Below are 21,327 nucleotides of genomic sequence, written 5' to 3' on the forward strand. Positions count from 1 at the left end.
CCATTCGTGTTCTATTTAGCTCCTTATTATGAGTATGTAGCAAGTTACTTATCAAATTCAGCCTCTTTGAGGGTCAAATATGGTTTTGCAAATGGTGACTGACAAGACATAAACAAGGTCAGCAGGAATTTTTTACATAAATGGACATGAATGTATATAACCTAAAATAAGAATAAATTTTAATAAGGGCTGCCCAAAAAGAAAAAAATGCAGTTGCCATCCTATAGATACTTGCAGAAAGGATAAAATTTACTTTTAGACCTTTTGGGATAGCCCTTATTAATACTTCAGATAAAATTCCTTAGGTTATATTTTCAATCCTTTGGACCGGGTTTCCTCCTTGGCATACAGTCCCGGACGCCCGATTATGACATGGTTGGCAACGATACTATCCGCCGGACTGCGTATCTGCGGCGGTGCATTTTCGGGATATTGCGCCTGCCTGTTCCTCACATCTTCCGCTTCCGGCTTGAGCTGTTGCCCTTCATTCTCCTTTTCTGCGACTTCGGGCGTGGGTGGCGCAAGCTCCAGCTGAATTTTTCGGTCAAGGGCGGCAAGTTCGGACTTCAACTGCTTCAGCTCGTCCTCCTTCTTCCACACCTTACCCGCTATCTCCTGTAACTGCGGTATCTCCATCTCCAGCACCTCGTTCTTCGCCTTGTACTGGTCGATGATGGAGGGTATCCTCTCCATCGCGTTGAGGAAGTTGCGGGCGGCGGCCAACGGGTCAGCCATCGCCAGATGCCCGTTGTTGTAGGTGTACTTGTAGTTCCCCTCGACCACGAAGCGGTTGTCGGTGAACTCCAATCCCTCTTTGAGTATCCTTTCGCTCACCACCTTTATCGGAAAACCGTAAAGTTCACCGACCTGCGTGTACAACCCTCCGGTCGTGGCATTCTTGGCTATCTCCTGCAAACGCTTTCCGATGACCTTCTCATCGGCGGAATCCACTCCGTCCACCTTTATTATATTAAGGCGGTTGCCCTCCTTGTCGGTCTGCACCACCGACAGGAAGCGGTTCCAGTCCTCCGTCATGGCATCTATGAAAGCCGTGTTGTTGCGCAACTCGCCGGTCTTTGACTCCAGCTTGAACTCCGAATCACGCTTGCCCTTGTTGAACGACTTGCGTTCCCCTTCGAGCGATGCGATCCGCTTTTCCAGTTTCGCCTTGTCCAACAGGTCGGTATTGCCGGAGAGCAACGCCATGTATTCCGAGAAATTCATGCCCGATTTTTCGTCCATTGCCCCCTCGTCGATGGTACGCGCACCCATCGCACCGCTTTTGAGCTGGCTTATGAAAGTCTGCTTGCAGTGCAGGAGGTTGAACTTGTAGCTGTCCAGTGACTTCTCCACCGCGTAGATGATTACATCCACGTTGTTCCCGGCGAAATGTTTGGCAATCTCATTACCTGCCCTAACTCCGCGTCCGTCACGCTGTTGCAAGTCGGACGGTCGCCACGGCGTATCGAGATGATGGATAGCCACACACCGTTTCTGGGCGTTCACACCCGTTCCGAGCATAGAGGTAGAGCCGAACAGCACACGCACCGTCCCGGCGTTCATGGCGTCTATCACCGCCTTCCGCGCCTTGTCGGTCTTGCACTCCTGAATGAAGCGCACCTCGCTTGGCGGTATACCGTAGTCCTCCGTCAGTTTGCGCTTGATTTCCGAATAGACGTTCCACCCGTCGCCCGGCTGGTATGTCCCCAAATCAGAGAAAACGAACTGCGTGCCTTTCTGGGCGTCGTATTTTTGATAATACTCCGCGATCATCTTGGCACAGTGACTCGCTTTGTTGTCGGGATGATCTTCGTAATTCGGGTCTATCATGCGCATGTCGAGTGCCATTTTCCGGGCATAGTCCGTGGCGATGAGCATCTTCGCCTTTTCTTCCGTTTCCGAAAGCGGCAGCCTGCCCAACAAGGTGGCATCGCCCGTCTTGGCGAACTGCATCAGTTTCTGTATGAAGTCCTCCTGTTCCGGCGTGGGCGGTATATGGTGCAGTATCTCGTTCTTGGCAGGACGGTCAACGCCCACATCCTCCGCCGTGCGGTAGTCCGTGATTTCATTATAGAAGGCGGCAAGCTCCGGCACTTTGATGAAGTAGCGGAAACGCTCCTTCTGGACCACATTGTTCGTCACGTTAAATTCAAAATCCGTCGTCTTCTTGGCAAATATCGCCGCCCAAGCGTCGAAACACCTTATGTCCTGCCGTTCCAGCTCCTTCGGGCGCAGGTACTTGAACAGCAGGTACAATTCAGTCAGTGAGTTGCTGATAGTCGTGCCGGAGAGGAAGGTCGCACCCAAGTCTTTTCCTGTGCGCTCCTGTATGGTGCGTATGGCAAAGAGCATGTTAAGTGCCTTCTGGCTTCCCTCGCTGTTTCCCAATCCCGCCACACGGTCGTGGCGCGTGTTGAAAGTCAGATTCTTGAACTGGTGGCTCTCATCTATGAAGATGTGGTCGATGCCCATCTGCTTGAAATCCACCACGTCGTCCGTGCGTGACTTTATGGCGTGTTCCACCTTCTCCAGCTTCGCTTCAAGGTTGTGCTTGCGCTTCTCCAATCCTTTCAGCATCGCCCGCGACACGTTCTTTCCCTGCTGCCGTAGCACTTCGAGGTTTTCCTCCACCGTGTCAAGCTCTGCTTGCAGGATGCGCTGCTGCAATTCCGGCGACTGCGGTATCTTGCCGAACTGGTCGTGCGACATGATGACGCAATCGTAGTCGTTGTTCTTTATATTATTGAAGAAGCGCACACGGTTGGCGGTCGAAAAGTCCTTCTCCGAAGCGTACAGAATACGTGCGTTGGGATATGCCGCCTGATAGGTGGCTGCAATCTCCGCAACGTTGGCTTTCAGCCCGATAATCATCGGCTTGTGTGCCAAATTCAGACGCTTCATCTCATGCGCGGCGATGCACATTATCAGCGTCTTACCGGTTCCCACCTCGTGGTCGCAAATTCCGCCGCCGTTCTGTTTCAACATCCAGACGCAATCCATCTGTGAGGGATAGACGCTCTTGATACCCCGGCTTGCCAGCCCTTTCAGGTTGAGGTCGGGAAAGGTCTGATGGGAGCCGTCGTAGCGCGGGCGCACGAAACAGTTGAACTTGCGGTTATACATCGTCACAAGCCGCTCCTTGAACTGCGGCGACTGCTCTTCGAGCCATTCGGAGAAGCCGTTTCGTATCTCGTCAATCTTGGCGTTGGCGAGTTGTATTCCCTCGCTGTCGCGCATCTTGATGTCGTTGCCATGCTCGTCCTTGCCGATGGACTTCATCATGTCAGGGCAGGTGTTGTGCAGGGCGTGTTTTAGGAGGTGCATACCGTCATAGTTCCGGTAATACCCCTTCACCAGAAACTCGTCCGTGATTTTCATGGTGCGGTAGCCGCACACCACCGAAAACTCGTCCATGCTTGCGGAATAGGCGATTTTCACCTCCGTGTCGAACAGCCGGCTCATGTAGGCGGCATAGACACCCGTCGGAATCCAGCGTTCCCCGAAATTGAAGTCCAGATCCTCGAAGGCGATGCGCTGCGGCTCGGCATCTTTCAGAGCCTCCAACGCCTGCTTCACCTCCGGCATACGCTCATTTTCGGGATTGTCACCCATCCATGCCTCTATGCGTTCCGCTTTCTCTATGACATTTCCGGCGATGAAACGGTCTTTGATTTCGTAACCGGTCACGAGCGGATTGTAGTAGATGCGCCCTTGCAGGGCAGTGAGCAAATCCTCCGCCGTGCTGTCGGTTATCTCCCGCATATAGTCGAGATTGACCGTACCATATTTGTTGAGCGACGCAGACAGGGCTTCTTCGGGAGAGCCTACGTTGGCATGGCTCTCCACCGCGAAGGAAACAGGATGCTCGAAGATGTCCGCCTTGACGAACTTTCCGTTTTCCATCCGTTCCAGCGAAAGGATGTCGCGCCCGCCCGCATCCATCATCACTAACTTCACGTTCTGCTTGGCGTTGAGGTTGCCGTAGCGCATGACAAACTCATCGTAACAGGTATTCAGATGCTCTCGCCACGGAACATTTGCCTCGCGCCGGAGCGATTCATAACGGTACAGACGCTCGTAGGCGTCACGCAGCGACACATACAACAACGCCTTTTCCTTCTGGTATCCTTTCAGGTCGAGCGGCTGGAATGTCGCCCCGTATGGCGTGATGTCTTTCAGGTAGCCGATGTTATGACGCCCCCGGTCAGCCACCAGCGACCCTTCGCGCAGGTGCATCTCCGGCGTGCGGTGGTAGGCACGCGGAGAAAGGTCCACGACTTCCTCCTTCGGCTTTTCCGCTTCGATGTCGGGGAAAAGGAAAGTCCCCACCGCTTCCGATGGGGTATCTGTAACGGCAGGTGCGGCGACTGCCTCCGGCTGTGTTTCCTCCTGTCGTGGCTGCTCACGGGAAGTTTCCGGCACGGCTTTCACTTCCGTCTTTTCCGCCACTTGTTTCTCGTTATGCTGCCTTGCCAGTTCCCGAAGTTCTTTCCTACGCTCCGGCGTCAAACCCATCATCATTTCATAGAAACCGTTGATGGGAGGATTGGTATCCCAGTCCAGTGTGGCATAGATGTCGTCCGGGTCGGCAGGCTTGGCGGTGTTCTCCGCTTTCACCTCCTTATTCTCCATTGCGGGTTTTGCAGTTGGAGCTGTCGGTGTAACCGTGACTTTCGGTTTGGGCGGAGTGGACTTTGCCGTAACTGCCTTTTTCACCGTCTTTTTCTTTTTGGAGGTTTTCGGTTGGCTGACCTCTTCCGTCATCCCCCAGAGGTCAAGCAGGGTGAGCTGCACGCCTGCGGAATATTGCGGGCGCGGTTCTATCTCCGGCTTTTCATCTGCGGGTTGCGGCTTTTCTGTCGGAGTTTCCACCGTCTGCGCCGAGGATACTGTTTCCAATTTTATGGCAGGACGCTCTACTTTATTTTGAACGGCAACTTTTTCTTCCGTTCCTGCCTGCCGGATTGAACCCGAATACAAGCGCATGGCAAGCCTGTAATGGAAATCCTCGTCGAGCATACGGCGCAAATCCCCGGCGATGCCTGCTGCCTTGCCCTCGTGCAGATAAACCATAGCGGGCTTCCCGTAGGGGTCTGTGTCAAGTTTCGCCATCGTATGCACGATGCGTTCCGGGTGGTGGATGAAATAGGCGTTGTCGGTCAGGGCGGTTTTCGTGTCCGTCTGTATCACGGTCATCAGCCGCTCGTCCTGCGACATTTCCTTCTTGCTGAGGTTCTTTTGCAGGACAATCAGGTCACTGCCCACCTCCGTGCCCGCGTTGTCCGTGAACAGGTTGTTGGGCAGGCGTATCGCGGATACCAGATTGGCCTGACTGAACAGCTCGTTACGCACGGAGGTCTTGGTGCTATTCAATACCCCTTGCGAGGTGATGAACGCCACGATACCGCCGTCACGCACGGCATCCAGTCCTTTGAGAAAGAAATAGTTGTGGATGGTTTTCTGGGCGGAGCGTCTGCCGAAAGAGTCGCTCCGCTGAAACTCCGCGTCGAACACGGCAATGTCACCGAACGGAATGTTGGACACCGCCAAGTCGAAATAATTGTTGAACGGTCTTTCGATTTTCTCAAAACCGCAGGTGCGCATTTTCTGGTCGGGATAGAGATGCCTCAAGATTGTACCCGTGAGCAGATCCTTCTCGAAAGCCATCACATCCGCATTGGGGCTGTGCCGCAGCATGGAATCCACGAACACGCCGACACCTGCCGACGGTTCGAGCATACGGGCGGGGCGGACGCTGTAATCTGCCAGCACGTCCGCGATGGTGTCGGTTATCTCTTTGGGGGTGTAGAAAGCGGTCAGCACGGACGCTTTCAGCGAATCCACAAACCGCTTGTACTCTGTTTCGTCCTTGCTGTTCTCACGGATAAGCCTGTGCAGCTCCACCGTCGGGGCGAACAGTTCGAGGTCGGATTTCGCCCACCGGACGGCATCCGTCAGTTCCTTTGCAGGGTTGAGGATACATTTCAGACCGCCGAAACCGCAGTACCTTTGAAGTATGGCACGCTCTTCGGTTGTCGCTGTCCTATTTTCCCTGTCAAGGATGAATGCCGTCCGTATCGCCTCGATGTTGTCCCGCAGTTTCTGTTTGCGGTTAAACGCCATATTCGTCTAAGTAAAGGACGGTTGCTCCCGTCAGCTCCGTGTAGAGCAGGTCGTAATCGGAAGACAGGGCGAAATTGTCATCCGAGAGGTCATAGACGGAGAACACGTTGCCGACAAGCGGCAGCAGTTTCAGGACAAAGGCTTCACGCTTCTCTTCCGGCACTTCATCGGCAAACTCGTTTTCCACGACTTCGCGGAGGATGGCGTAACGGGAATAATGCAGCCCGCGCAGCAGCGTGTCCATCGCCAGTTCCTGCGCACCATCGGCGGGATAGCCTTCAAGCCGTGCCCTCTCATACGTTTCGGCGGCACGGTCGGCCCGTTCCCGTATGAAAGCGGTGTCGTCAGCCTGTTCAAACTTGTTCGTGCGGAGATAGTCCAGCAGGTACAGACCGTAATAGGAAAAGTCGGTCTGACCCTCGTTTTTCTTCTTGTTGTTCATTACTTTGGATTTAGCGGATTGATAATTAACGGGATAATCGGTTGGAAAAAGGAAGAAAAAGGCACTCGGTATCCCTCCGAGTGCCACCACTAAATCCAAAGTATGAGTGTAATCCGGTATCGAAGAACAATTCATTACTCTGAACAAGTGGCAAAGTTAATACTATTTCTTCCGTCCTGAAAATTTCTTGTCCTTTTTAGCCTCCGGGAACACAAAAGTCGTGTTATATTCCCCGTCAAAGGCGACAACAGCATCGAAACTCTTGCCCTGTTTGCTCTTGAACCCTTTGAGCAGCTTGGTATGCCCTTCGGTGAGCAGGTCTTTGATTTCATCGTCGGACAGGGTGCGTCCCGCTTTCAGCCGGAACACGGGCAGTCCGCACTCCGTGTTGTCGCAGCGTACCACCTTGCCGTAGAACCGCATCCTGCCCGTGCCACACTTGGGACACGCGCAGCCGGAGTCACGGCTGCCGAAGAGCTTGTCGCACGAGATCAGTTCGGAGGTTATCTCACGTGTGTACGCCTCTATCTCCTTGCGGAAGGTGTCGTCGGACAGTTCCCCGCGCTCGATACGCGCCAGCTCCTTTTCCCATTCGCCCGTCATGGCAACATCGGCGATGCGCATCGTCTTGACGACGGAATTGAGGGCAAGTCCTTTTTCGGTGGGAACAAGCGACTTCTTGCAGCGTTCCATGTAACCGCGCTTGAAAAGCGTTTCGATGATGGAGGCGCGTGTGGCGGGAGTACCGATGCCACAGTCCTTCATCGCCTGCCGCAGTGCGTCGTCCTCAATTTCCTTGCCCGCCGTTTCCATTGCCGAGAGCAGGGTGGCTTCGGTATGCAGCGGCTTGGGTTTGGTCTTTCCTTCGGTAATGGACGAGCCTTTCGGTGTCAGCGTGTCGCCTTCCTGCCAGCCGGGGATGGTAATTTCCTCTTTTTCCTCGCCATAGACGGCACGCCATCCGGTTTGCTTCACGACGCTGCCTTTTACGGTAAACTCCACTCCGGCACATTCCGCCGTGACAGTGGTCACATCCTTGACGCATTTCTCAGAGAATGCCTCGACCATGCGCCCGGCAATCATCTGATAGATGGTATTGTCCTCTTTGGAGAGGAAGAGCGGTTTCTCACCCGTGACGAGCAGGGCATGGTGGTCTGTCACCTTGCCGTCGTCCACGCTGCGGCGTGTCGGGGCGGCTTTTGCCCGCACCTTGTCTTTCCATTCGGGCTGTGTGCCGATGAAAGCGAGCAGTTTGGGAATTTCGGCAAACACGTCTTCGGGGATGTAGCGGCTTCCCGTTCTCGGATAGGTTATCAACTTCTTTTCGTAGAGTTTCTGCGCGATTTCAAGCGTCTGTTCCGCCGTGAAGCCGTGCTTGGCGTTGGCTTCTTTCTGGAGCGTGGTCAGGTCGTAGAGCAAGGGAGTTTCCTCCGTCTTCTCCTTGCGCTCGGCTTTCGTGACAGTGGCGCAACCTGCCGCCTTTACCTTATTATATAGTTCCATCGCCGGTTCTTTCTCTTTCCATTTCTCGGAGGATGAGAATTTCACGACTTCGCCGTCGCAACCGTCCGTTGCGATATGGAGCTGCCAGAATGCTTCGGACGTAAAGCGGCGGTTCTCCCAGTAGCGTTCACATACCATAGCCAACGTTGGTGTCTGCACCCGCCCCACGGAATACGTGCCGTGTCCGGCGGCGATGGATAACGCCTGTGTGCCGTTGATGCCCACGAGCCAGTCGGATTCGCTCCGCGCTTTGGCGGCGAGGTAGAGGTTGTCGTATTTGCTGCCGTCTTCGAGTTTCCGCAGTCCCTCGCGGATAGCTTTGTCGGTGAGAGAGCTGATCCACAGGCGCACGAAAGGAGTGGTGCAACCCGTATAGTGGTAGAGGTAGCGGAAGATAAGCTCTCCCTCGCGTCCGGCATCGGTCGCCACGATGATATGTTCGCTTGTGTCGAACAGTCTTTTGATGACTTTTATCTGCGACACCACGCCGCTGTCGGGCTTGTAACCTTTCTCCGTCCTGACCTGACGGGGGACGAGCGTGAATGTGTCGGGAATAATCGGGAGGTTGTCACGGACAAATCCGCGCACGCCGTAGCCGTCGGGCATGGCAAGCTGAACGAGGTGTCCGAATGCACATGTCACGGCATAACCGCCTCCCTCGAAATATCCTTCCTCTCTCTTTGTCGCGCCCACGATGCGGGCGATTTCACGTGCCACGGAGGGCTTTTCTGCAATGATTGTCTTCATGTCTTCTTCTTTTTTGTTGATACTTTGGATTTTATTTTGGATTCAGTGGCGGACACGGGATTACATTTTCATGCCCTTGCCCGTTTTCTTCTGCGGCTTCTCCTGCTGCTGTTGCTGGCGGGCGTCCTTCGGGTTGGTCTGACCTTTCTGCAACGGCTCTCTCAGATTCTTTGTAGCCTCGTTGGTCTTGCCATCGTTGTTCACCGCCACCTGCGTGCGGCTCTCGTTGGACGGAGCAACCTGCTGTGCATTGTCAGGGTTCGTGTCGTAGCGGTACGGGCGTCCCTTCTCCGGGTTGAACTTGATATACATCGTGGCATGGAAGCCCTGCTTGTCGGTCACGTTCTCCAGCTTCACGGCTTTACCCGCCACATAGTCGGCTTTCTGCTGGTCGGTGAAGCTCACGCCGCTCCATTTGCTGATGGGGCGGATGCTGCCGTCCTCGTTCGTCCACGTGTTGCGGCGTTGCTCCTTCTTGGTCTGTGCGGCATTTTCCCCGCCCTGCGCCTGACTTTTCGATGTGTCGCCTTTGGTTTCCTGTGTCTGTGCGGTACGGGGCGACTTGCCGGTTCCCGGCACGAACTCCACGCCGCGCTGCTCCACGTTCACTTGCAGGGTGGTGACGAACTTTCTGCCGTCGTTGCGCTCGATGAGCTTGTCGCGTACGGGCAGTCCGGCGCGGAGCATGTCCCGCTCCTGCGTGGTGATTTCCGTCTTGCCGATGCGCTCCGGGATGCGCACCCTGCTTGCCGGAATGTCCGTGATTTCATTCGTCTTGCGGTCGATGCTGATGTAGGAGGGGATGATCTCGCCCGTTTCCCTGTCCACAATGTCCACGACCCTACCGAGATTGCCCGTTTCGCGGAGGTTCTTCCGGTCATTGTCGGAGAATTTGTGTTCCTTGTACTCATCCAGCTTCTGCTCCTTGCGGATGAAGTGCGGCACGAGGCTGATGTTTCCCTCACCGTCCTTCTTGAAGGAGAGGCGGGCGTCCAGCTCGAATGATTCGCCGCCGAAGGTCGGTTTGACCTTTACCAAGTCGGACTTGCCATAGTTGAGCATCTTCGTAAGGTCGCCGGACTTTTCAAGGTTGTCCCGCTTTACGCCCCATCTGTCCTCCAGCTCCTGCCAGTTGATTTTACTCTCGTCGATGGGCTGGTAGCCACGTTTGCCCTGCATCTGTTCGGATTTGTCCTGTTGCTGTTCTTTCCGTTGTTCCATGTTCTCCTGTTTTTGAGGTTCTTGTTTCTCTGTCTGTTGTGCTGCCATCTCTTCCTGCACCTTCTTCTCATAGTCGGAGGTGTCCACCTTGTGAGGGGCGAGCAGCTCCTTGTTCGCTTCGGGGTCTTTCAGCAGTTGCTTCATCACCTCTAAGAGATTTTCAGCTTGGTCTGCCGCAATGCGGTAGAAACCGAAGCGGCTGGGTTCCTTGCACTGCCGGAAGAAGTTCTTGAAGAAGTTGTCCAGCACGTCGCCATGTCGGTCGAATTGCAGGAAACTCTGCGCGTTCTCCGCTTTTGCGGGGGTGCGCTTGGGTGTGCCGTCCGCGTTCAGCCCGGCTACCACGCTGATCTCGCCTGTCTTCTCGTCACGGACTACCAGCACGTCCTTTTCGTCTTTTTTCTTTGCCATCTGAAAAATGTTTTAATGGGTTATTTATGAAAGAAATTATGGATACGAGCCTTGTAGAAGGCTATATCTTCCTTTTTGAAGTCCTTGATATGGTTGGAAAGGAATGTCAGCACGTCCTCCTCGCTGTAATAGGTCTTCTTGCCCAGCGTCTTGTAGGGCAATGCGCCTACGCTGCGGTAGCGTTGGAGGGTGCGTTTGCTTATCTGGAGCAACATGCACAAATCCTGATTGTCGAAAAGGCGGATGCTTTCCGTGATAGTGGGCTGTTTCCCCTCAGCCTTCATCGCCAGCAGCAGTTCGTCCTGACGGTCGAGCCGTTCCATCAGCTTCTGCATCCAGCCCTCGAAGTTGTTTCGTGTGAGCAGTTCCATGACCTATGTCCTCCTTCCTTTTGGTTTGCCGCCCGTGCGCAGCGTGTGGTTGTGGAACAGGGTGTCTATTGTCCCTTCCTCGTTCCTTACTGTGTTGTCCTCCAATAGCCGCAGTATCTCGGAAAGGCGGTAGCGGCAGCTTCCGCGTACCACCACATACTCGATACGGTGGTCGGTGCGCATACGCTGCATGGTGCGCTTGCTCACGTTGAGCATCTTCGCCGCCTGTGCCGTGTCAAGCAGCTTGTCTTCGGTTTCCCGCTTCCGTTTCTTCTCGTCCCTTGCCTCGCGGATGTACCCTGCGATGTTCGCAATCTGCGCCATCATCTCCTTGTAGGCGGAACTTTCCATTGTTATCACTTTCATGTTCAGTCCTTTCTTTTTGTTTCTGCGACAAAATTCGGCAATAAACAAAAGGGGCTTTAACAACTCACTACGTGACTCACGTAAGATTTTTGCGGAAGATGGCTCCGTAACCCGGTCAAACGGCGCAACAGGCAGCCTTTCAGCGGAAAACGATACGTCTTGTATGCCGTTTCGTTACCTTTGCGGCAAACTCTAAATGACATGAATATGGAAATAGTATCTATCGAGAAAAAGACTTTCGAGATGATGGTGGCGGCATTCGGCGCACTCTCGGAGAAGGTCGCCGCCCTGAGGCGCAAAAGCGACACGGGGCGCATGGAAAGATGGCTCACGGGCGAGGAGGTCTGCGGGCAGTTGAGAATAAGCCCGCGCACGTTGCAGACGCTGCGTGACAGGCGGCTTATCGGCTACTCGCAGATAAACCGCAGGTTCTATTACAAGCCAGAGGAGGTGAAGCGGCTGATACCGCTTGTCGGCACGCTCTATCCGCACGGCAGATGATTTGATTTATTCACCCACTGAATCCGAAGTTATGATGAACGAGAACAACGATGTTTTTACGATGGAAGACGAGCCGATAGCCTCTGTGGTGCAGGATATGCGCAAAGGCTCGAAATGGCTGTCCGCATTTCTGGAAAGCTACCGTCCTCCGCTGGACGGGGAACGTTACCTGACGGACGGCGAGGTGTCGGAACTGCTCCGTGTGAGCCGGCGCACCTTGCAGGAATACCGCAACAACCGCGTGTTGCCCTTCATACTTTTGGGAGGGAAGGTGCTTTACCCGGAAACGGGGCTGCGCGGGGTACTGGAAGCGAACTACCGCAAGCCGCTGGAGTGAGGCGGTTTCATGAAAAAGTAAACGGGTGACACCTTTTGTGGTGCTACCCGTTTACTTGTCTTATGGGGTATGTGCAATCAGCAATACCCGGCTTTTCCGTTCTGTATGAACATCACGTATGTCTGCCGTTTCTCTTGTGAGAGTGCCTTTCCCACCAGCCATGTGCGGAACAGGTGGGTGTTGTAGGTATTCACCCTGAAAGCGACCGGGATGATGATTTCAAGGGCGTACACGTCCGCGTGCAGCCCGTTTTCAAGCTGCATGTAGCGGCACACCTCGTAGTCGTTCAGCACGTCCGACTTGCGGACGGCTCTGATGGCGGCGTTCACTGCCGGGACGGTCGTATGGAACAATCCGGCTATTTCGGTGGCGGTCATCCACACGTCGTTACCGGTTACGCTGACTGCCTTGTCCTCGATGATGATTGTGTCACGTTTCATGGCTTTTCTTTTTAGATGGTGCAACCTGCAAATTCCTCGACGCCGTTCAATCTTGCGGCAAGGTTCTCCATGTCCTGATTGAGCTTCTCTTTGGTTATCTTTGCGTAAATCTGCGTCGTCTTTATGCTCTTGTGTCCGAGCATGGAGCTGACCGTTTCGATGGGAACACCGTTGGAGAGGAATATCGTCGTGGCTGCCGTGTGGCGGCTCTGATGCCACGTGATATGCTTGGTGATGCCGCAACGCTTGGCGACGGCACGGATACCGGCAAGGCACGTGTTATAATGCGGAACGGGAAATATCCTGCCGTCCCCGCACAGTCCCCGGTATTTGCCGATTATGCGGTTGGCGATGTCGAGCAGGCGGATGTTGGACACCACGCCCGTTTTCTGGCGGTTGATGTTTATCCACTCGTGTTCGTCGAAGTAGGTGCGGATATTCTCTTCCGTAAGGTTGCGCATATCCGCGAACGACAGCCCCGTGAAGGCGCAGAACAGGTAGAGGTCGCGGTACAATTCCTGTTTGGCGTTTTTCAGTTTCCCCTCCATCAGCAGGCGGATCTCATCTTTGGTCAGGAAACTGCGTGTTGTTTCCTCCTTCTTGATTTCATACTCGCGGAACGGGTCGCGCGTCAGCCACTCGTTGTTGATGGCGATGAATACCATCGTCCGTAACGGGCAGACGTACAGCCACACGGTATTGGTGCAGCAGTGCTTGTCCGTGCGCAGGAACATCTCGAAGTCGGAGATGAAAGCCGGGGTAAGCTCTTTTAGGGCGATGTCCTTCACATGGTAGCGGATGTCGAGGAACTCTTGCATGTGCTTGTAAACGGTGCGGTACTTCAGCAGCGTGCCTTTGGCTTTCATGCCTGCCTCCACCTGCTTCTCGTAGTCCTCGTTGTGCTGGCGGAACACCTGCATCAGCGTGTGGTAGCGGTGTTCCAGTCCGAGAAAGGCGTTCTTCACCTTCTCCGCCGTGACGAAGTTGTCACGCTCCATGATTTCCTGATAATGCCTGTTGATGCGTACCCGCATCTTGTCAAGCATACGGTTCGTTTCGAGTGCCGCCGTGCTTCTGCCCGTGACACGTCCACCTTTGGTGTCCCACAGTTTCGGATCGACAGTCAGTTTGCAGCTGAACTGTGTCTGGCTGCCGTCCACCGTGATGCGTCCCATGACGGGAACTGTCCCGTCCTTTTTCACTACCTGACGCTTGAGGTAGTAGATTACTGAAAATGTACTCTTCATTGTCCTTAATTTTTGGGTTTCAAAATTAGTTGGTGAAGAGTCCGGTGTTGGTACGCAAAACGGGGAGGAACGGCGCAATCTTTTTCCGTAACCTGATTTTTCGCATGAGTTATGGATAACTCACTATTCCTTAGAGCCTTGTTTCGCTATTCGTACCCGTTTGTCGCATTTTCGGGCATGGTTACGAACAAGTAACGTAGCGGCGTCAGGATTTGGCTTCGGCAGGGATTGTAATGGCTTCACGGATTATCGCCACTTCAACCAAAACCCTTGTAACTCAATTCTATCACTATATCTTTCCGCATTTCACTTTTTTGTAGTAACTTTGCCCCTTCAAAATGCAATTTATGAGAAAGAGTGTATTGAAGTATCTTACAGTTATCCTCGGATTTTATATCTTGTCGCTGGGGGTTGTATTGTTTGTCAAGTCATCGTTAGGCACCACCCCAATTTCATGTATCAACTATGTGTTGTCGCTCCATACCCCTTTGACACTCGGGTCGGCGACGTTTTTATTCAATGTCGTGCTGATACTTATCGAACTGATGCTGATACGAGGCATCGGCACTAAGCGCGACAGAATAGAGATACTCCTTCAGGTGCCATTTTCGGCTCTGCTCGGGTTGTTTATGGATATTAACATGCGTCTTCTTGGGCCGATTGAGGTAGACAGTTATCCTATGGCTGTCGGGTTTGTCCTGGCCGGTTGCATCACGCAGGCACTCGGAGTGGTGCTCGAACTGAAGCCCAATGTGGCGATAATGAGTGCCGAGGGGGTCGTTAAATACTCCTCCCGCCGCTGGAACCGTGACTTCGGACGGATGAAGGTGGCGTTTGACATTACGCTTGTCACGATGGCCGCCATGCTGTCGTTTGCGTTGGCCGGACATATCGAGGGCCTCCGAGAAGGCACGGTCGTGGCTGCCGTATGTACAGGCTTTATTGTCTCGGCTATGATAAGGTATATATTCACACCGGCAAGAGTCCACCGTGCCACTTCCGCCCTGTGTGGCTCGCATTGAAATAATCAGGCGTTTTGAAATTTATGGATAATAAAGTAAACGCAGGTGGCAATATCTATCTGCAGTTGTTTGCGACGTTTTTCAAGATTGGCGCGTTTACATTCGGAGGCGGATGGGCCATGCTCTCACTTATAGAGAAAGAGATTGTCGACAAGCGAGGCTGGATTGACCGGACCGAATATCTCGATCTTATAGCTGTGTCACAGTCTTTGCCCGGTATTTTGGCCGTGAATGTCTCGGTGGCTGTCGGCGATAAGTTGCGCGGCATGAAGGGTGCGGTCACGGCATCGCTCGGCACCATACTTCCGTCGTTCATGATAATCCTGTGTATAGCCATATTCCTGACTCCCGATCTGATCAAAGAAAACGAGACTCTCTCGGCTGTATTCAAGGGGATACGTCCGGCTGTCGTGGCTCTGATAGTGGCTCCGGTCATATCGTCGGCGCGCTCGGCAGGCATCGGATGGCGCACGGTGATCATACCTGTAGCCGTGGCTCTGCTCATATGGTCGAAACTCCCGATAGTGTCAAGCCCGATACTCTATATCTTGCTCGGCGGAATCGGTGGATGGTGGTGGCTGTCACGTCATCAGAGAAAACTCAGAGAACTTGAAGATGAAATGCGTAAGGAAGAGGAGGAGAAATTATGACTATCTATCTGCGGCTAATATGGGCTTATCTCAAAATAGGGCTTTTCGGGTTTGGTGGCGGTTATGCCATGCTCGCGCTTATCGAGCGTGAGATTGTAGGCCCGGGATGGATAACCGAACAGACTTTTACCGATATCGTGGCTATCTCGCAGATGACGCCAGGCCCGATAGGTATTAATTCGGCCACATATATAGGTTATGTGGCTCCGGGGGAGTATTCCGCATCGTTGTCTTCGCCACTGTGGGGTATACTTGGTTCGATAACATGTACTCTGGTTGTAGTGTTGCCGTCGTTTCTGCTTGTGGCTTATACAAGCCATCTCATACACAGGCATAAGGACAGTGTGGTGGTGCGCGGCATCTTCACCGGATTGCGCCCTGTGGTGGTCGGGCTTATAGCTTCGGCGGCATTGTTGCTGATGAATGCGGCCAATTTTGGCGATACGACCTATCAGGTGATATGGAGCATTGCGCTTTGTGTGGCAGCTTTCGTCGCTGTGTATTGGCTCAAGTGGCATCCGATACTTATAATATGTCTTGCCGGAGTGGCTGGCTGGATTGTTTATTAGAGTATTTAAGTATGGAGTTTGGACTCTGATTATCCTTATCTGATCACAATCTACATTAATTTACGTTTATAATATGGATTATTCTCAGGCCATAGAGCTGTTGTATAATTCTCTGCCTGTATTTCAGCATATGGGCCCGGGGGCATATAAGCCCGGACTTGACACTTCGCGCCGCCTTGACGATATGGCCGGCAATCCCCATCGAGCCTATCCTACGATACATGTGGCGGGTACAAATGGCAAGGGTTCGACGGCCCATACTCTTGCGGCGATACTCCAGTCGGCAGGTTATAGGACGGGACTCTACACGTCGCCTCATATCTATGATTTCCGTGAACGTATACGTGTGGACGGCGAGATGATTGAGGAGCATGCTGTCGTGGATTTCGTGGAGCGTTGGATTGAGGCGCGCGACAGTAATCCGGATCTTTCGCCGAGTTTCTTTGAACTGACATCGACCATGGCGTTTGAATACTTCGCCCGCAAGAAGGTGGATGTGGCTGTCATAGAGACAGGTCTCGGCGGCCGGCTTGATTCGACCAATGTCATTACGCCAATACTCGGCATTATCACCAATATATCACTCGACCACACGTCGCTGCTTGGAGACACGCGGACACAGATAGCCCGTGAGAAAGCGGGTATCATCAAGCCCGGTGTCCCTGTGGTCATCGGTGAATATGACGATGAGACGGAGCCGGTGTTCAGAGACACGGCGGCAGCCGTCGGGGCGGAGATTCTTTTCGCGGGGCCGATAGAGGGTAGGGTGGAGAGTGACTGTAATATGTATCCCTCCACGCCTTTCGGACCGTTGCGCGGCGAGTTGCGCGGCGAGTGTCAGCGGCGCAATGCAGCCACTGTGCTCAAGGCCGTTGAGGTGCTCAGACGCAGTTTTGATATATCAGACGATGCTGTGGCCAGCGGCATAGGCAATGTCACGGGGCTTACACATCTCTTCGGCCGGTGGAGCTGTGTGGCCGAGGCTCCGCTCACGGTGTGTGACACAGGTCATAATCAGGGCGGATGGGAACTCATAATAAACGAGCTTAAAAATATCGAGCAACGTCCGCGACATCTCGTCATGGGGTTTGTGGCCGACAAGGATCTTGGCCATATCTTCGATCTGATTGACGAGGTGAAGGACGACATGACGCTATGGTTCAGCGGGCCGTCGAGCCAGCGCGGATTGCCTGCATCGGAGCTGGCTGCCAAAGCCGCGGATAGAGGCCTGACAGGATATGTCGAGCAGGATGTCAACGTGGCGGTGAGCAGGGCGCGCGAGATGGCCGGAGATGAGGGTTTTGTGCTCATCGCAGGCAGCAATTTCCTGATTGCCGACCTGCAAAAAATAAAATAGAACGGTGAAAATTGTGGCTTTTTGTGCAGAAATGGATAATTTTTTAGTCTAAAAGGCTGTGAAAATTCCCCAATCGGATAATTCTTACTAAATTTGGCATATGAAAATCGCAAATATAGATCTCGGCCCACGCCCTGTGATGCTTGCACCCATGGAGGATGTGACCGACCGTTCGTTTCGTCTTATATGCAGAGAGCAGGGGGCGTCGATGGTCTACACGGAGTTTGTGAGTGCCGACGCACTCATCCGTGACATCCCGGCCACAGTGCGCAAGCTGTCGATTGATCCGGGCGAGCGTCCCACGGCCATACAGATATATGGTCGGGAGGTGGAGCCTATGGTCGAGGCCGCCAGAATAGTCGAACAGGCCGGCCCTGACCTTATAGACATAAATTTTGGCTGCCCGGTCAAGAAGGTGGCCGGCAAAGGGGCCGGAGCCGGAATGCTGCGCGACATACCCAAGATGCTCGAGATAACCCGAGCTGTGGTCAATGCCGTGAAACTCCCTGTGACGGTCAAGACGCGTCTGGGCTGGGATCACAACAGTAAGATAATAGTCGAGCTCGCCGAGCAGTTGCAGGACTGTGGCATAAGCGCGCTGACAGTGCACGGGCGCACTCGCTCGCAGATGTATACCGGCTCGGCCGACTGGGAGATGATAGCCCGAGTGAAGGAAAATCCGCGTCTGACCATTCCCCTTATAGGCAACGGCGACATCACCACCCCCGAGGCTGCATGCGAGGCCTTTGACCGTTATGGTGTGGACGGAGTGATGGTGGGCCGCGCATCGATCGGTGCGCCGTGGATATTTCGCGACATACGTCAGGCTCTGCATGCCGACATGGGGGCTCCGCTCACCGTAGCCGAGCGTTTTGACCTGCTGCGGCGTCAGATACGCGAGAGCGTGGACCTTATAGACGAATACCGCGGCATCCTGCATATAAGGCGTCATCTCGCGGCCTCGCCTCTATTCAAGGGAATATCGCATTTCCGCGACACCCGTATACGTATGCTCCGAGCCTCGACACTCGATGAACTCATGGAGGTGCTCTCGCAGGTGCAGGAGCTTATAGACAACCAATAAAAATAACAATAATATCTGACCATATGAAGACACTTTGCTCATTTATATTATTCATCTCATGCGCTCTGGGACTTTCGGCACAGACCGACACCAGCTATGACCTCAATGTGGGGGAGTTTAGCGAGTTGCGCGTGAGCGACGGCATCAATGTCGATTATACCTCTGACCCCGACAGGGCAGGAAGAGCTTTTTTCAACTGTCCGGCCCAGCAGGCCTCGTCATTCATGTTTACCAACAAGGGCGGCCGCCTCACCATTCAGCTTTCGCCCGAAATTATAGGGGCCCGCAAACTGCCGACGATAACCGTTCACTCCAAACATCTGACCAAGGTCGAAAACACTTCCGACTCGACTGTCAGAGTGCTTTCGCTCAATGGACTTCCCAAACTTGAAGCCCGTCTTGAGGGTAACGGCCATCTGATAGTGCGCGGTATTGACGCCACAGAGGTCAAGGGTACATTACGTCTGGGTCACGGCACTCTCATTCTTACAGGCAAATGCAAGGAGGCCAAGCTCAATCTTACAGGCACGGGAGTGATTCAGGCCGACGAGCTTGTGGCCGAGGAGGCTACTGTCAATGCCAAAGGCACCGGGTCGGTGGGCGTAAATGCCGTAAGCGCGCTCGGCGTGTATGGCATGGGCAGCACATCGGTCTATTATATAGGTTTGCCTGAGATTAAAAACCGTTCGGTAGGTCTGAAGCTAATGCCGTTGTCCAAGTAGGCATATGTCAGAGTCGGAAACATCTTCGCGAAAGGAATCCGGGGAGAGTGGCGGCACGCTCAAGCAGTCGGTGGCCCGCACGCTCAAGTGGAACGTCATAGACCGCCTGTCGTCACAGGTGCTTTATCTCGTCACCGGCGTTGTGCTCGCCCGCGAGCTTACGCAGGAGGAGTATGGACTTGTCGGGGCGATACAGGTGTTTCAAGTATTCGCGTCGTTGTTTGTTGACAGCGGTTTTGCCGCGGTATTGCTCCAACGCAAATCGCCCACGCGGCTTGAATACTCGACAGTGCTGTGGTTTAACGTCGCAATGTCGCTGGCCATATATATGCTGTTGTATTTTCTCGCCCCTGTGATTGCCGACTTGTTTCAAGGCGATGTGCGTCTTATACCGCTGTCGCGGGTGATGTTTCTGACATTCATTATCAACGCCTTCTCGATAGTCCAGGTAAATCGTCTCACCAAACTGATGGACACACGTATGGTGGCCGTGAGCAATTCGCTCGGGCTTGTGGCCGGAGCAGTCGTGGGCATCTATCTTGCAGTCACGGGCTATGGCGCGTGGGCATTGGTGTGGCAGGCTATAGTCATATCGGTGGTCAAGGTAGCCATATTGTGGCTCACGAGCGGATGGACGCCGTTGTGGCGGTTTTCGTTTGAGTCACTGCGAGGGTTTGTCCGTCTCGGTTCGGGAGTGACGATATCGTCGGTGCTCAACACCGTGTTTCTCACCATGGGGTCGTTTGTCATAGGCCATAAGGTCAGCCTCGTTACGCTTGGCTATTATACACAGGCCGACAAGTGGAGCAAGATGGGTGTGACTTCGCTCTCACAGGTGTTTACCTCCTCGTTTGTCCCTCTGCTTTCGGGTGTGCAGGACGACAGTGAGCGATATGCACGCATGTGTGGCAAGACTCATCGCCTTGCGGCCTATCTGCTGTTTCCGGCCATGGGATTGCTTGCGGTGATGGCTACGCCGATTTTTCACATGCTTTTCGGCTCCAAATGGGACCCCTCGATAGTGTTGTTTCAGCTTTTGCTTATGCGTGGCATATTTATGGTGCTGTCGAGTCTTTACGGGAATTTCATGTTGTCGCTGGCCAAGTCGAAGCTGCTTGTCATGACCGAAACCGTCAAGGATGTGACGTCGGTGGTCGCGGTGATTGTGACGTTGCCCTATATTGCCATGACTTCGGGTGGCAATGTTGTGTATGGAGTGGAGATATTTCTCTGGGGGCAGCTTGCGGCGTCGGTGGTGACATGGCTTGTGACTCTGGTCTATGTGATACGCATAACAGGTCGTCCGTTCATGAGTTATCTTGCCGACCTTGCGCCCTATGTCGCGGTCACGACTCTCGGATTGCTGCCGTGCGCGCTGATGGCGGGTGCGTTTGAGATGCAGCCTCCGGTGTTGTGTTGCGTGGAGGCGATAGTGTTTGTGGCTGTTTATGTCGGCATCAATGCTTTGTTGAAGTCGCGCATACAGGCCGATGTTCTCGGCTATTTGTTTGGCCGGTTTATGAAGAATAAGATGGCAGTGTGAGAAGTTTATGTGTAAACATCTTTTAACGGTTATAATTCTTTTTGCTAAAGAAAATTTCCTACCTTTGCACTCGCAATGCTCAGCTGAGTCAGCTTAAAAGAACCAAGGAATGGTGCTCGAGTGGCTGAAGAGGCACGCCTGGAAAGCGTGTATACGTCAAAAGCGTATCCCGAGTTCGAATCTCGGTCATTCCGCAAGTCAAGTCGGATGTTTCAAAATTTTGAAACATCCGACTTTTTTTTGGCCCAAGTCGAAATTCCGCATCATCCTTCCCCTGAGGAGATACAAAAGTTTCAGAAGCTCAATAAGAAACAAAAGTTTTTATTTTAGTGCATAAATCGTCGCTCCCGTGGGGGCGTCCAAAGGCGTCCGCAGGTATCCGTTCCCCGCAGAGGCATCCCATGCATGTCATACCCTATCCTGCAAGGGCGTCCGCAGGTATCCGTTCCCCGCATAGGTATCCCATGCATGTTACACCCTATCCAGTAAGGGCGTCCGGAGGACGCAGATTTGATAGTAACCGTTTACTCTGACCTGCGCAAGGATTTTAGATAGTAACTATTCAGCGGACGCGCCGATGTAGTCGCCGTTTAGAAAAGGGCGAGGATTGCGTTGTAGGGCGAGTTGCCGTGCTTCTTGGTTGTCTCGACGATTGAATGCAGATCCATAAA

17 protein-coding genes and 1 tRNA gene are annotated in these 21,327 nt (G+C 53.5%); 10 read left to right on the forward strand and 8 right to left on the reverse strand.

All coding sequences use genetic code 11. The features are described from left to right. Positions 1 to 306: 306 nt before the first annotated feature. From QGT73_RS09465 to QGT73_RS09490, 6 genes are all read right to left on the reverse strand, one after another. Entirely contained in the window at positions 307 to 6,123 is a 5,817-nt protein-coding gene (locus tag QGT73_RS09465) for an N-6 DNA methylase (protein ID WP_004291462.1), read from the reverse strand. Beyond that, positions 6,113 to 6,565 carry a DUF1896 domain-containing protein gene (locus QGT73_RS09470; RefSeq protein WP_004304266.1) on the reverse strand — a complete coding sequence of 151 codons (453 nt, stop codon included), beginning with the start codon at positions 6,563 to 6,565 and terminating at the stop codon, positions 6,113 to 6,115. Before QGT73_RS09470 ends, QGT73_RS09465 begins: the two co-directional genes overlap by 11 nt. A gap of 162 nt (positions 6,566 to 6,727) precedes the next feature. After that, positions 6,728 to 8,815 carry a type IA DNA topoisomerase gene (locus QGT73_RS09475; protein ID WP_280122293.1) on the reverse strand — a complete coding sequence of 696 codons (2,088 nt, stop codon included), beginning with the start codon at positions 8,813 to 8,815 and terminating at the stop codon, positions 6,728 to 6,730. Positions 8,816 to 8,875: 60 nt separating this feature from the next. Continuing rightward, the gene (locus QGT73_RS09480; RefSeq protein ID WP_004291455.1) at positions 8,876 to 10,447 is read right to left on the reverse strand and encodes a DUF3945 domain-containing protein; all 1,572 of its coding nucleotides are present in this window, start codon (positions 10,445 to 10,447) and stop codon (positions 8,876 to 8,878) included. Between the two features lie 20 nt (positions 10,448 to 10,467). After that, entirely contained in the window at positions 10,468 to 10,818 is a 351-nt protein-coding gene (locus QGT73_RS09485; protein WP_004291454.1) for a helix-turn-helix domain-containing protein, read from the reverse strand. Between the two features lie 3 nt (positions 10,819 to 10,821). After that, on the reverse strand, positions 10,822 to 11,247 hold the full coding sequence (locus tag QGT73_RS09490) for a helix-turn-helix domain-containing protein (protein ID WP_004291432.1): 426 nt from the start codon (positions 11,245 to 11,247) through the stop codon (positions 10,822 to 10,824). Positions 11,248 to 11,385: 138 nt separating this feature from the next. Here QGT73_RS09490 and QGT73_RS09495 point away from each other — a divergent pair, with 138 nt between their 5' ends. Next, complete coding sequence (locus QGT73_RS09495; RefSeq protein WP_004291426.1) at positions 11,386 to 11,685, forward strand: helix-turn-helix domain-containing protein; 300 nt, start codon at positions 11,386 to 11,388, stop codon at positions 11,683 to 11,685. Between the two features lie 31 nt (positions 11,686 to 11,716). Beyond that, entirely contained in the window at positions 11,717 to 12,022 is a 306-nt protein-coding gene (locus QGT73_RS09500) for a helix-turn-helix domain-containing protein (RefSeq protein ID WP_004291424.1), read from the forward strand. Between the two features lie 77 nt (positions 12,023 to 12,099). On the opposite strand, the gene QGT73_RS09505 is transcribed toward QGT73_RS09500, so the two are convergent. Both QGT73_RS09505 and QGT73_RS09510 read right to left on the reverse strand, forming a co-directional pair. Next, a complete protein-coding gene (locus tag QGT73_RS09505) occupies positions 12,100 to 12,462 on the reverse strand; it encodes a hypothetical protein (RefSeq protein ID WP_004291423.1) in 363 nt (120 codons plus the stop codon). Positions 12,463 to 12,473: 11 nt separating this feature from the next. Further along, positions 12,474 to 13,709: a site-specific integrase gene (locus QGT73_RS09510; protein ID WP_004291422.1), complete on the reverse strand. Its 1,236-nt coding sequence runs from the start codon at positions 13,707 to 13,709 to the stop codon at positions 12,474 to 12,476. Positions 13,710 to 14,056: 347 nt separating this feature from the next. Here QGT73_RS09510 and QGT73_RS09515 point away from each other — a divergent pair, with 347 nt between their 5' ends. The 8 genes from QGT73_RS09515 (at position 14,057) to QGT73_RS09550 (ending at position 20,850) form a co-directional block, all read left to right on the forward strand. Then, positions 14,057 to 14,731, forward strand: a complete 675-nt coding sequence (locus QGT73_RS09515) for a YczE/YyaS/YitT family protein (RefSeq protein ID WP_280122294.1) — start codon at positions 14,057 to 14,059, stop codon at positions 14,729 to 14,731. Between the two features lie 23 nt (positions 14,732 to 14,754). Further along, on the forward strand, positions 14,755 to 15,381 hold the full coding sequence (locus QGT73_RS09520; RefSeq protein ID WP_280122295.1) for a chromate transporter: 627 nt from the start codon (positions 14,755 to 14,757) through the stop codon (positions 15,379 to 15,381). After that, a complete protein-coding gene (locus QGT73_RS09525) occupies positions 15,378 to 15,950 on the forward strand; it encodes a chromate transporter (RefSeq protein WP_280122296.1) in 573 nt (190 codons plus the stop codon). Before QGT73_RS09520 ends, QGT73_RS09525 begins: the two co-directional genes overlap by 4 nt. Before the next feature lie 73 nt (positions 15,951 to 16,023). Continuing rightward, positions 16,024 to 17,307 (forward strand): bifunctional folylpolyglutamate synthase/dihydrofolate synthase, encoded by a 1,284-nt coding sequence (locus tag QGT73_RS09530; protein ID WP_280122297.1) that lies wholly within the window; start codon positions 16,024 to 16,026, stop codon positions 17,305 to 17,307. A gap of 100 nt (positions 17,308 to 17,407) precedes the next feature. After that, positions 17,408 to 18,391, forward strand: coding sequence for a tRNA dihydrouridine synthase DusB (gene dusB / locus QGT73_RS09535; protein ID WP_280122298.1), 984 nt, complete (start codon positions 17,408 to 17,410; stop codon positions 18,389 to 18,391). 23 nt (positions 18,392 to 18,414) lie between these two features. Beyond that, the gene (locus tag QGT73_RS09540) at positions 18,415 to 19,113 is read left to right on the forward strand and encodes a GIN domain-containing protein (RefSeq protein WP_280122299.1); all 699 of its coding nucleotides are present in this window, start codon (positions 18,415 to 18,417) and stop codon (positions 19,111 to 19,113) included. A gap of 4 nt (positions 19,114 to 19,117) precedes the next feature. Further along, positions 19,118 to 20,656 carry a lipopolysaccharide biosynthesis protein gene (locus tag QGT73_RS09545; RefSeq protein WP_280122300.1) on the forward strand — a complete coding sequence of 513 codons (1,539 nt, stop codon included), beginning with the start codon at positions 19,118 to 19,120 and terminating at the stop codon, positions 20,654 to 20,656. A gap of 106 nt (positions 20,657 to 20,762) precedes the next feature. After that, positions 20,763 to 20,850: transfer RNA gene (locus tag QGT73_RS09550), tRNA-Ser, on the forward strand. The last annotated feature ends 477 nt before the right edge of the window (positions 20,851 to 21,327 follow it).

The organism is Duncaniella muricolitica, assembly GCF_910574735.1.
Classification (GTDB): Bacteria; Bacteroidota; Bacteroidia; order Bacteroidales; family Muribaculaceae; genus Duncaniella; species Duncaniella muricolitica.

What these genes read in the sequence shown, in the direction of transcription:
- QGT73_RS09465 (WP_004291462.1), bottom strand. Translation starts at nt 6,123, where the DNA reads ATGGCGTTTAACCGCAAACAGAAACTGCGGGACAACATCGAGGCGATA.
- QGT73_RS09470 (WP_004304266.1), bottom strand. Translation starts at nt 6,565, where the DNA reads ATGAACAACAAGAAGAAAAACGAGGGTCAGACCGACTTTTCCTATTAC.
- QGT73_RS09475 (WP_280122293.1), bottom strand. Translation starts at nt 8,815, where the DNA reads ATGAAGACAATCATTGCAGAAAAGCCCTCCGTGGCACGTGAAATCGCC.
- QGT73_RS09480 (WP_004291455.1), bottom strand. Translation starts at nt 10,447, where the DNA reads ATGGCAAAGAAAAAAGACGAAAAGGACGTGCTGGTAGTCCGTGACGAG.
- QGT73_RS09485 (WP_004291454.1), bottom strand. Translation starts at nt 10,818, where the DNA reads ATGGAACTGCTCACACGAAACAACTTCGAGGGCTGGATGCAGAAGCTG.
- QGT73_RS09495 (WP_004291426.1), top strand. Translation starts at nt 11,386, where the DNA reads ATGAATATGGAAATAGTATCTATCGAGAAAAAGACTTTCGAGATGATG.
- QGT73_RS09500 (WP_004291424.1), top strand. Translation starts at nt 11,717, where the DNA reads ATGATGAACGAGAACAACGATGTTTTTACGATGGAAGACGAGCCGATA.
- QGT73_RS09505 (WP_004291423.1), bottom strand. Translation starts at nt 12,462, where the DNA reads ATGAAACGTGACACAATCATCATCGAGGACAAGGCAGTCAGCGTAACC.
- QGT73_RS09510 (WP_004291422.1), bottom strand. Translation starts at nt 13,709, where the DNA reads ATGAAGAGTACATTTTCAGTAATCTACTACCTCAAGCGTCAGGTAGTG.
- QGT73_RS09515 (WP_280122294.1), top strand. Translation starts at nt 14,057, where the DNA reads ATGAGAAAGAGTGTATTGAAGTATCTTACAGTTATCCTCGGATTTTAT.
- QGT73_RS09520 (WP_280122295.1), top strand. Translation starts at nt 14,755, where the DNA reads ATGGATAATAAAGTAAACGCAGGTGGCAATATCTATCTGCAGTTGTTT.
- QGT73_RS09525 (WP_280122296.1), top strand. Translation starts at nt 15,378, where the DNA reads ATGACTATCTATCTGCGGCTAATATGGGCTTATCTCAAAATAGGGCTT.
- QGT73_RS09530 (WP_280122297.1), top strand. Translation starts at nt 16,024, where the DNA reads ATGGATTATTCTCAGGCCATAGAGCTGTTGTATAATTCTCTGCCTGTA.
- dusB (WP_280122298.1), top strand. Translation starts at nt 17,408, where the DNA reads ATGAAAATCGCAAATATAGATCTCGGCCCACGCCCTGTGATGCTTGCA.
- QGT73_RS09540 (WP_280122299.1), top strand. Translation starts at nt 18,415, where the DNA reads ATGAAGACACTTTGCTCATTTATATTATTCATCTCATGCGCTCTGGGA.
- QGT73_RS09545 (WP_280122300.1), top strand. Translation starts at nt 19,118, where the DNA reads ATGTCAGAGTCGGAAACATCTTCGCGAAAGGAATCCGGGGAGAGTGGC.